We start from the raw sequence: 9,004 nt of genomic DNA, 5'->3' as shown, positions 1-9,004 counted from the left end.
GACATGGCACGCTCATTAAAGAAAGGCCCTTACATTGAGGCCTCCCTTCAGAAGAAGGTTGATGCTGCTCAGGCTTCAGAGAAGAAGTCTGTGATTAAAACCTGGTCCCGTCGTTCTACGATCGCACCGGATTTCGTCGGTCTGAACTTCGCTGTGCATAACGGTAACAAGTTCGTTCCTGTGTTCGTGACTGAAAACATGGTTGGCCACAAGCTGGGCGAGTTTTCGCCTACTCGTACCTACTATGGTCACGGCGCGGACAAAAAGGCTAGGAAGAGGTAATAGGCATGTCTGAGCAAGTACGTGCATTGCACAAAAACAGCAAAATCAGCCCCCAGAAGGCCCGACTGATGGCCGATGCCATCCGTGGTCTGGATGTTGATCGTGCGCTGGCCGTTCTGGCCCTGTCACCGAAGAAGTCTGCTCGTCTCTACGAGAAGGTTCTTAATTCCGCAGTTGCCAACGCCGAGCAGAATCATGGTCTGGATGTCGATCAGTTGTTCGTCTCCGAGGCCAAGGCCGATGCAGGCATGACGCTGAAGCGTTTCCGTCCGAAAGGTATGGGCCGCATGCGTAAACGTTTCCACCGCCACAGCCACCTGACCGTGTCTGTCAGCGAACGCGGTTAAAGGGAGTAGTCATGGGACAGAAAGTAAATCCGATTGGATTCCGTCTTGGAACGATTCGTAACTGGGAATCGATCTGGTACGCCAATGACAAGAACTTTGGCAACAACCTGCGTGAAGACATCAAGCTGCGTCGCTATGTAAAAGAGCGTCTGAAGCATGCCGGTGTTTCCCGTATTATCATCGAGCGCCCTGCCGACAAGATCAAGGTGACCGTTCATACCTCCCGCCCAGGTGTGGTGATTGGTAAAAAGGGTTCCGAGATCGATGCGGTACGTTCTGATCTGGTAAAGAAATTTGGCCAGGAAGTGCAGGTATTTATCGTTGAAGTGCGTCGTCCTGAGGCTGAAGCTCAGCTCGTTGCCGAGAACGTTGCCTTCCAGCTGGAGCGTCGTGTTGCCTTCCGTCGTGCGATGAAGCGTGCGGTTCAGAGCGCCATGCGCATGGGAGCAAAGGGTGTACGTATCAACTGTGCCGGCCGTCTGGGTGGTGCTGAGATTGCACGTACCGAGTGGTATCGTGAAGGTCGTGTGCCGCTGCATACCCTGCGTGCCGATGTTGATTACGGCTTTGCTGAAGCCAGCACCACCTATGGCGTGATTGGTATCAAGGTTTGGGTTTTCCATGGTATAAAGCTTGGCGAAACCGAAGCTGACAACGCATAAAGATTGAGTTGAAGAGGATTAGTAACGATGTTGCAACCTAAGAAAATTCGCTGGCGCAAGCACCACAAGGAGCTGCAGCGCATCCGCGGTAAGAGCCCACGTGGCGCAAGCCTGAATTTCGGCCAGTTTGGCCTGAAAGCTGCTGAGCCTGGTCGTATCACTGCACGTCAGATTGAGGCGGCTCGTATTACCATTAACCGTCACGTTAAACGTCAGGGTCGCGTCTGGATTCGTATCTTCCCTGATCTGCCTGTTTCCAAGAAGCCTGCAGAAGTTCGAATGGGTAAAGGTAAGGGCTCTCCGGAGTACTGGGTTGCAGCTGTCAAGGCTGGTCGCATCCTTTATGAGATGGATGGCGTGGATGAAACACTGGCTCGTGGCGCCCTTGAGCGTGCTGCTGCGAAGCTGCCGATCCGCACCAAGATTGTCGTGCGTGGAGTAGGACGATGAGTGATAACAAGAAAGCAAAAGATCTGCGCGGCATGAAAGATGCCGAGTTGAAAGAGCGCATGGATGAACTGGCCGCTGAGAACATGAAGCTGCGTTTCCAGAAGGCGACTATGCAGCTGAATAATACCGCTCGTGTAGGTCAGGTACGTCGCGAAATCGCACGCATCAAGACCATTCTTGCTGAGCGCGGCTAAGGGGTTAGAGAGATGTCCGAGGCAACTACAAACAAGCGCACCCTGGAAGGGGTTGTCGTAAGTAACAAAGGCGAGAAGACCGTGGTCGTTCAGGTTGAGCGTAAGTTCATCCATCCGCGTTACCGTAAGACGGTTCGTTCGCACAAGAAATATATGGCTCATGATGCTGAGAACACCTGCAACATTGGTGACACTGTACGTATTATTGAATCCGCACCAATCTCCCGCCGCAAGCGCTGGGTGATGGAAACGGTTCTGACACGTGCTGAGCAGCTGTAATCCGGAGGTTTTGCAATGATTCAGAATGAAACCGTACTGCAGGTTGCAGATAACTCAGGTGCAAAGAGCGTCAAGTGCATCAAGGTTCTTGGTGGCTCCAAGCGTCGTTACGCCAGTGTTGGCGATGTGATCGTTGTGGCCGTTCGCGAAGCAATGCCCGGCGGCAAAGTGAAAAAGGGTGAGGTGCAGCGCGCTGTTGTTGTACGTACAGCCAAAGAGTTCCGTCGTGTTGATGGCAGCTCCATCCGCTTCGATGAGAATGCGGCTGTGCTGCTCTCCAAGCAGAATGAACCACTCGGCACCCGTATTTTTGGCCCGGTAACACGTGAACTGCGTGCCAAGGGTTACATGAAGATTGTTTCCCTTGCGCCAGAAGTGCTGTAAGCGGAAAGAGAGGCGAAAGAATAATGACAACGTTGGTTAAAACCCGAATCCGCAGAAATGACGAAGTGGTTGTAATCGCCGGTCGCGACAAAGGTACGCGCGGTAAGGTGATTCGTGTGCTGCCACAGGATGGCAGTGTGCTGGTTGCTAAGGTCAACATGATCAAGCGCCACACCCGCCAGAGCCAGGCCAGTGCCGGTGGTATCATCGAGAAAGAGGCACCCCTGTCTATTTCGAATGTGCAGTACTACTGCGCCAAATGTAAATCTGGTGTCCGTCTTGGTGCCAAGACACTTGAAGACGGTCGTAAAGTCCGCACCTGCCGCAAATGCGGTGAAGTGCTGGATAACTAGGAGTTTCGACAATGGCTCGTTTGAAGGAATTTTATAAAGAGAAAGTTGTGGCTGCTCTGCAGGAAGAGTTTGGCTACAGCAATCCGATGCAGATCCCCGGTATTACCAAGATCGTTGTAAACATGGGTGTGGGTGAGGCTTCTCAGAACTCCAAAGAGATGGAGGGTGCTCTGAGCGATATGGCTACCATTACCGGCCAGAAGCCAGTAACCACGCGTGCCCGCAAATCGATTGCAAACTTCAAGCTGCGCGACGGTATGCCTGTCGGTTGCCGTGTTACACTTCGCGGCGAGCAGATGTGGGAGTTCCTGGATCGCCTGGTTAATATTGCTCTGCCGCGTATTCGTGACTTCAAGGGTGTTTCTCCGAAGTCATTTGACGGACGTGGCAACTACACGCTGGGTCTGAAAGAGCAGATCATTTTCCCTGAAATCGAATATGATAAGGTGGATAAGATTCGCGGTATGGATATTACCATCTGCACATCTGCGAATACGAACGATGAGGGACGTGCCCTGTTGAAGCTGTTCAGCATGCCGTTCCGCACATAAGAGGGTTAGTTCATGGCTTCAAAGAGAATGATTGTTAAATGCAATCGCAAACCAAAATTCAAAGTTCGCGCTTATACACGCTGCCAGCTGTGCGGTCGTCCGCACTCGGTTTACCGTAAGCTGGGTATGTGCCGTATCTGCCTGCGCAAGCATGCACTTGCCGGTGAGATCCCCGGCATGGTTAAGTCGAGCTGGTAAGGGGTATATAACGATGATGATGGACCGTATTGCCGACATGCTGACGCGTATTCGTAACGCACAGACGGCTGGAATTGAAAAGATCGAAATGCCCGCAAGTAACGCTCTTCTGGCGCTCGCAGAGCTGCTCAAGGAAGAGGGTTATATCGCTGCCGTGAAAGCTTATAATCACAAGGGCCACCGTTATCTGCGCCTGACCCTGCGCTATGATGACGAAGGTCAGCCGATTATTCGCGAGATCAACCGCATCTCCAAATCTGGTCGCCGTGTTTACGTCGGCGCTGATGAGATTCCGCGTGTTAAGTCCGGTTACGGTGTTGCCATTGTCAGCACCTCCCAGGGCATTATGACCGACAAGAGCGCCCGCGCAGCACATATCGGCGGCGAAGTTCTCTGTACGGTATTTTGAGGTAAGTTATGTCACGTGTTGGTAAAGAACCTATTACTATCCCGGCCGGTGTTGAGGTTCGTCTGAGCGACGACACCGTCACCGTCAAGGGAGCCAAGGGCGAGCTCAGCTCTCCGCTGTTTGCTGGCATTACTGCTGAGCAGGATGGCAACACCCTGACCATCAGCTGTGCTGATCTTGAGACCAAGAAGACCAAGTCATTCTATGGCCTGGCTCGCATGCTGATCGCCAATAACATCACCGGCGTCAGTCAGGGCTTTGAGAAGAAACTCGAACTCAAGGGCGTTGGATACCGCGCTCAGTCACAGGGCAAGAGTCTGAACCTTTCACTGGGATTTTCGCATCCTGTTATCTACGCGCTGCCTGATGGCGTGGATGCAACAGTCGAGCAGAGCATTATTACTGTAACCGGTATCGACAAACAGAAGGTCGGCCAGGTTGCTGCAGAGATTCGTGCTTTCCGTCCGCCTGAGCCTTACAAGGGCAAGGGTGTTCGCTATGTCGGCGAACATGTGGCAATGAAAGAAGGCAAGAAGGCTTAAGGGCGTCAGGTAGGAGATAAGAGATGACTGCAAAACGTTATGAATCCAATGGCGCAGTGCGCCGCGCTCGCAAGGTCCGTGCCCGTGTTAAGGCATCCGGCAAACTGCGTCTGAGCATTTTCCGTTCCGCTCGCCATGTCTATGCGCAGGTGATCGATGATGCCAGCGGTAAGACTCTGGCTACCGCGTCCAGCCTGGATGCCGGTGTGAAGTCCGGTGGCAACAAGAGTGGCGCTGAAGCGGTTGGCAAGCTGATTGCCGAGCGCGCAATTAAAGCAGGTATTACAGAGGTTGCTTTTGATCGTGGCCGCTTCTCATACCATGGACGCGTACAGGCGCTGGCAGAAGGTGCTCGTGCCGGCGGACTGAAGTTCTAGGAGACCATAGAAGATGATCAATGTAGACGAATTGGAACTGAACGAGAAACTGATTACCATCAACCGTATCGCCAAGACAACATCAGGCGGCCGTCGCATGAGCTTCTCTGCGCTGATGGTAGTAGGTGATGGCAATGGCCATGTTGGTTTCGGCCACGCTAAGGCAAAAGAGGTTCCTGAAGCGATCCGTAAGGCAACTGAGATTGCCAAGAAGTCGATCATTTACGTTCCTCGCAAGGAAGGCACCATCCATTATCAGGTTATCGGTGTTCAGGATGCGAGCCGTGTGATGCTCAAGCCAGCTGCAGAAGGTACCGGTGTTATCGCGGCCTCTGCTGTTCGTGCCGTGTTGGACGCTGTTGGTATCAAGGATATTCTGACCAAATCACTGGGTTCCCGTAATGCGATGAATACAGTACGCGCTACCTTTAACGGCTTGAAAGAGCTGGAAAGCCCAGAGCAGGTTGCCGCACGTCGTGGCAAGACCGCTTAATCGGATTAGGAGTTTCAAATGGCTAAGAAAGAGACGATTCGCATCCGTCAGGTAAAAAGCGGCATCGGTTATTCCAAGGATCAGAGAGCGACTCTGGTTGGTCTGGGTTTCCGTCGCATGAATCAGGTAGTAGAGCTGGAAGATACCCCTTCTGTTCGCGGCATGGTGAACAAGGTTTGTCATCTCGTTCGTATTGAGTCCGGAGAGTAAGGCATGAAACTGAATGAACTGAAAGCAACTGAAGGTTCTCGCAAGGACCGCAAGCGTAAAGGTCAGGGCATCGCTTCAGGCAATGGCAAGACCGGTGGCCGCGGCCATAAGGGTCAGAAGTCCCGTTCAGGCGGTAAGGTTGCACGCGGCTTCGAGGGTGGCCAGATGCCACTGATTCGTCGTGTACCCAAACGCGGTTTTACACCACGCAAAGATAACAGCTTCCAGGTGGTTAACCTGGATCAGCTGAACGCTTTTGATGACGGCGCAGCGGTTGATGCAGCGGCGCTGTTCGAAGCAGGTCTGGTTCGCAACGCTGTGGATCCGATCAAGCTGCTGGCAAGCGGCGAGCTTTCCAAGAAAGTCACAGTTTCTGTTACTGCTGCTTCTGCGCAGGCTGCTGCCAAGGTTAAAGCTGCAGGCGGCAAACTGAACCTGGCATCGGCTGAGGCCTAACAGTGGCGCAGCCTGGAGCAATGGGCGGATTCGGGAATATCGGTAAGATTCCCGAGCTGAAATCCCGCATCCTGTTTACCCTGGGAATGTTGATCGTCTATCGAATCGGCGCGCATATTCCTGTTCCGGGTATCGACGCGGCCGTTCTCGCCCAGTTTTTCAATCAGGCACAGGGCTCGCTGCTGGGCATGTTCGACATGTTTTCCGGTGGTGCGCTTTCACGTTTGACGATCTTTGCTCTGGGTATTATGCCCTACATCTCTGCTGCCATTATCATCCAGCTGATGACCGTGGTTTCACCCAAGCTTGAACAGCTCAAGAAAGAGGGTGAGGCAGGCCGTCGCAAGATCACCGAATACACGCGTTACTTCACGCTGGTGCTTGCCACTTTCCAGGCGATCGGAATCTCGATCGGCCTTGAGCAGTTCTCTGTTGGCGGTCAGGGCGTGGTCATCGATCCCGGTCTGGCGTTCCGTGGCATGACGGTGGTCACACTGGTGACCGGCACCATGTTCCTGATGTGGCTGGGTGAGCAGATTACCGAGCGAGGCATCGGAAACGGCATTTCGCTGATCATCTTTGCCGGTATTGCTGCAGGTCTTCCGTCTGCAATCGGCGGCACACTTGAACTGGCTAGAACCGGCGAATATACCGCCTTTACCGTGCTGCTGCTGTTTGCCATGGCGCTTGCCGTAACCGGTCTGGTGGTCTGGTTCGAGCGTGCGCAGCGCCGTATTCCGATTCAGTATGCCAAGCGTCAGGTGGGCAACCGCATGTATGGTGGCAAGGCATCATTCCTGCCGCTTAAAGTGAATACTGCTGGCGTGATCCCGCCGATCTTCGCATCTTCATTGATCCTGCTGCCTGCTACTTTTGCGCAGTTTACCAAGGGTGCTGAAGGGTTCGAATGGCTGGGGGATATCTCCGCGATTCTTTCTCCTGGTGCGTGGCTCTATATGGCTATGTTTACCGGATTGATTGTGTTTTTCTGCTTCTTCTACACTGCGATTGTCTTTAACCCTAAGGATACCGCTGACAACCTGAAGAAGAATGGCGGTTTCATTCCCGGTATTCGTCCGGGTCAGAAAACTGCCGAGTATGTGGATTCTGTTCTGACTCGTATTACTGTCGTCGGAGCTGCTTATGTCGCTCTGGTCTGTCTGCTTCCTGAGTGGCTGATTGCAAACCTCTCAGTGCCATTCTACTTCGGTGGTACAAGCCTTCTGATTGTCGTGGTCGTGACCATGGACACCATGGGCCAGATTCAGTCCCATCTGATGAGTCATCAGTATGAGGGGCTGATGAAAAAAGCTCGTCTGAAAACCGGCAAGTAATGAACCTGATTCTTTTTGGCCCCCCGGGTGTTGGTAAAGGCACGCAGGGTGAAAAGCTCGCCTCGGAAGAGGGGATCCAGCATCTGGCTATGGGCGACATTCTTCGTGCAGCTGTACGTGATGGCACCGATGCCGGCTTGAAAGCGAAGGCTTTCATGGATGCCGGAAAACTGGTTCCGGATGATGTTGTCGTTGCGATGATCGAAGAGAAGATCATGCGTGATGCGGCAGACGGCTTCCTGCTCGACGGATTTCCGCGCAATGTGCCACAGGCCAAGGCGCTGGACGAGATGCTGGCCAGACATGGCATCACCGTCGACAATGTTGTATTCATGGATGCGCCTGAAGAAAACCTGCTGGAACGGCTGTGCGGGAGATTGATCTGCAGGGCTTGCGGTTTTGGATTTCATAGGCAGTATTCACCGCCCCAAAAATCGGGCCAGTGCGACCGCTGCGGTGGTGAGCTGTACCAGAGGGATGATGATCGGGAAGATGTGATTGCTCACCGTTTGGAAGTGTATCGTGAGCAGACCTCGCCTCTACTGAGTTTCTATCAGGAGAGAGCGGGCTTCAGTAAGATCGATGCGTCCGGGGAGATGGGTGCGGTGTATGCCGTGCTGAAACAGGTGGTAGAGAACTAAAATATGGCGAAAGAAGATATTATTGAAATGTCAGGGGAAGTGGTTGAGAAACTTCCTAACGCCATGTTCAAAGTAAAGCTTGAGAACGGACACGAACTGTTGTGCACCATCTCCGGCAAAATGAGGAAGTACTACATCCGTATTCTTCCTGGCGACAAGGTAACGGTGGAGATCTCTCCATACGACCTGTCACGTGGTCGTATCAGCTACCGCGAAAAATAACCGGTAACGGTAAAAATAACCGGGTTACCGGTTAATGCAGAATTTGAGGAGGTGCAGGCGTGAAAGTCCGTGCATCAGTCAAGAAAATGTGTAACAAGTGTCGTGTGATTCGTCGTAAAGGCGTAGTCCGCATTATTTGCGAGAACGCACGTCATAAACAGCGTCAGGGTTAAGGCAGTTGCGCGAGGCAAGCCGAATGGCTATGGTTCGCGCCCTTTTTCTTAAGGCCTAAGGAGGCAAGAAGTGGCTCGTATTTCGGGTGTAAATATTCCGACTCAGAAGCGTATTGAAGTAGCGCTCACCTATATCTTTGGTATTGGGTCGACCAGCTCAAGGGAGATCCTCGCCAAGGCAGGGATCGACGCTGACACGCGAGTGAAAGATTTGAGTGATGATGACGTCGCCAAGATCCGTACTGTAATTGATGCAGAGTTCACGGTTGAGGGCGACCTGCGTCGTGAAGTGACCATGAACATCAAGCGTCTTACAGACCTTGGATGCTATCGTGGCCTTCGTCACCGCAAGGGGCTGCCCGTTCGTGGTCAGCGAAGCAAAACCAATGCCCGTACGCGCAAAGGTCCGCGCCGTACAGTAGCCGGCAAGAAGAAGTAAGGGGATAA

Annotated in this window: 21 protein-coding genes; all 21 read left to right on the top strand. The window is 52.9% G+C overall.

Translation table 11 applies throughout. The features are described 5' to 3' along the window. Window positions 1-3: 3 nt before the first annotated feature. The gene (gene rpsS / locus Ga0123462_RS09545) at window positions 4-282 is read left to right on the top strand and encodes a 30S ribosomal protein S19 (RefSeq protein WP_100266082.1); all 279 of its coding nucleotides are present in this window, start codon (window positions 4-6) and stop codon (window positions 280-282) included. Window positions 283-287: 5 nt separating this feature from the next. Then, window positions 288-629: a 50S ribosomal protein L22 gene (gene rplV, locus Ga0123462_RS09540; RefSeq protein ID WP_100266081.1), complete on the top strand. Its 342-nt coding sequence runs from the start codon at window positions 288-290 to the stop codon at window positions 627-629. Between the two features lie 11 nt (window positions 630-640). After that, window positions 641-1,291, top strand: a complete 651-nt coding sequence (rpsC, locus tag Ga0123462_RS09535) for a 30S ribosomal protein S3 (protein ID WP_100266080.1) — start codon at window positions 641-643, stop codon at window positions 1,289-1,291. Between the two features lie 27 nt (window positions 1,292-1,318). Continuing rightward, on the top strand, window positions 1,319-1,741 hold the full coding sequence (gene rplP, locus Ga0123462_RS09530; RefSeq protein WP_100266079.1) for a 50S ribosomal protein L16: 423 nt from the start codon (window positions 1,319-1,321) through the stop codon (window positions 1,739-1,741). Continuing rightward, window positions 1,738-1,935, top strand: a complete 198-nt coding sequence (gene rpmC, locus Ga0123462_RS09525; protein ID WP_100266078.1) for a 50S ribosomal protein L29 — start codon at window positions 1,738-1,740, stop codon at window positions 1,933-1,935. The genes rplP and rpmC overlap by 4 nt, the downstream gene beginning before the upstream one ends. Before the next feature lie 12 nt (window positions 1,936-1,947). Then, complete coding sequence (gene rpsQ / locus Ga0123462_RS09520) at window positions 1,948-2,214, top strand: 30S ribosomal protein S17 (RefSeq protein WP_100266077.1); 267 nt, start codon at window positions 1,948-1,950, stop codon at window positions 2,212-2,214. A 15-nt stretch (window positions 2,215-2,229) separates the two neighbouring features. Next, a complete protein-coding gene (rplN, locus tag Ga0123462_RS09515) occupies window positions 2,230-2,598 on the top strand; it encodes a 50S ribosomal protein L14 (protein ID WP_100266076.1) in 369 nt (122 codons plus the stop codon). Between the two features lie 23 nt (window positions 2,599-2,621). After that, window positions 2,622-2,951: a 50S ribosomal protein L24 gene (gene rplX, locus Ga0123462_RS09510; protein WP_100266075.1), complete on the top strand. Its 330-nt coding sequence runs from the start codon at window positions 2,622-2,624 to the stop codon at window positions 2,949-2,951. 11 nt (window positions 2,952-2,962) lie between these two features. Beyond that, window positions 2,963-3,502: a 50S ribosomal protein L5 gene (gene rplE, locus Ga0123462_RS09505; RefSeq protein ID WP_100266074.1), complete on the top strand. Its 540-nt coding sequence runs from the start codon at window positions 2,963-2,965 to the stop codon at window positions 3,500-3,502. Between the two features lie 12 nt (window positions 3,503-3,514). Next, the gene (locus Ga0123462_RS09500; RefSeq protein ID WP_100266073.1) at window positions 3,515-3,700 is read left to right on the top strand and encodes a type Z 30S ribosomal protein S14; all 186 of its coding nucleotides are present in this window, start codon (window positions 3,515-3,517) and stop codon (window positions 3,698-3,700) included. Between the two features lie 13 nt (window positions 3,701-3,713). Beyond that, on the top strand, window positions 3,714-4,109 hold the full coding sequence (gene rpsH, locus Ga0123462_RS09495; RefSeq protein ID WP_100266072.1) for a 30S ribosomal protein S8: 396 nt from the start codon (window positions 3,714-3,716) through the stop codon (window positions 4,107-4,109). Between the two features lie 8 nt (window positions 4,110-4,117). Then, window positions 4,118-4,651 carry a 50S ribosomal protein L6 gene (rplF, locus tag Ga0123462_RS09490; RefSeq protein WP_100266071.1) on the top strand — a complete coding sequence of 178 codons (534 nt, stop codon included), beginning with the start codon at window positions 4,118-4,120 and terminating at the stop codon, window positions 4,649-4,651. A 23-nt stretch (window positions 4,652-4,674) separates the two neighbouring features. Further along, the gene (gene rplR, locus Ga0123462_RS09485) at window positions 4,675-5,028 is read left to right on the top strand and encodes a 50S ribosomal protein L18 (RefSeq protein ID WP_100266070.1); all 354 of its coding nucleotides are present in this window, start codon (window positions 4,675-4,677) and stop codon (window positions 5,026-5,028) included. 13 nt (window positions 5,029-5,041) lie between these two features. Then, window positions 5,042-5,521, top strand: a complete 480-nt coding sequence (gene rpsE, locus Ga0123462_RS09480; protein WP_100266069.1) for a 30S ribosomal protein S5 — start codon at window positions 5,042-5,044, stop codon at window positions 5,519-5,521. An 18-nt stretch (window positions 5,522-5,539) separates the two neighbouring features. Next, window positions 5,540-5,731, top strand: coding sequence for a 50S ribosomal protein L30 (rpmD, locus tag Ga0123462_RS09475; protein ID WP_100266068.1), 192 nt, complete (start codon window positions 5,540-5,542; stop codon window positions 5,729-5,731). A gap of 3 nt (window positions 5,732-5,734) precedes the next feature. Continuing rightward, window positions 5,735-6,187, top strand: a complete 453-nt coding sequence (gene rplO, locus Ga0123462_RS09470) for a 50S ribosomal protein L15 (protein ID WP_100266067.1) — start codon at window positions 5,735-5,737, stop codon at window positions 6,185-6,187. Between the two features lie 20 nt (window positions 6,188-6,207). Beyond that, window positions 6,208-7,521 (top strand): preprotein translocase subunit SecY, encoded by a 1,314-nt coding sequence (secY, locus tag Ga0123462_RS09465; protein WP_100266066.1) that lies wholly within the window; start codon window positions 6,208-6,210, stop codon window positions 7,519-7,521. Next, a complete protein-coding gene (locus Ga0123462_RS09460; protein WP_100266065.1) occupies window positions 7,521-8,162 on the top strand; it encodes an adenylate kinase in 642 nt (213 codons plus the stop codon). The genes secY and Ga0123462_RS09460 overlap by 1 nt, the downstream gene beginning before the upstream one ends. A 3-nt stretch (window positions 8,163-8,165) precedes the next feature. After that, entirely contained in the window at window positions 8,166-8,384 is a 219-nt protein-coding gene (gene infA / locus Ga0123462_RS09455; RefSeq protein ID WP_018288171.1) for a translation initiation factor IF-1, read from the top strand. 59 nt (window positions 8,385-8,443) lie between these two features. Continuing rightward, window positions 8,444-8,557 (top strand): 50S ribosomal protein L36, encoded by a 114-nt coding sequence (gene rpmJ / locus Ga0123462_RS09450; RefSeq protein ID WP_100266064.1) that lies wholly within the window; start codon window positions 8,444-8,446, stop codon window positions 8,555-8,557. A gap of 70 nt (window positions 8,558-8,627) precedes the next feature. Further along, window positions 8,628-8,996 carry a 30S ribosomal protein S13 gene (rpsM, locus tag Ga0123462_RS09445; RefSeq protein ID WP_100266063.1) on the top strand — a complete coding sequence of 123 codons (369 nt, stop codon included), beginning with the start codon at window positions 8,628-8,630 and terminating at the stop codon, window positions 8,994-8,996. Window positions 8,997-9,004: the final 8 nt, after the last annotated feature.

The organism is Mariprofundus ferrinatatus (assembly GCF_002795825.1).
GTDB classification, from domain to species: Bacteria; Pseudomonadota; Zetaproteobacteria; order Mariprofundales; family Mariprofundaceae; genus Mariprofundus; species Mariprofundus ferrinatatus.
The sequence above is the reverse complement of the archived record's forward strand: the minus strand, read 5'-3'. Positions and strand labels throughout refer to the sequence as shown.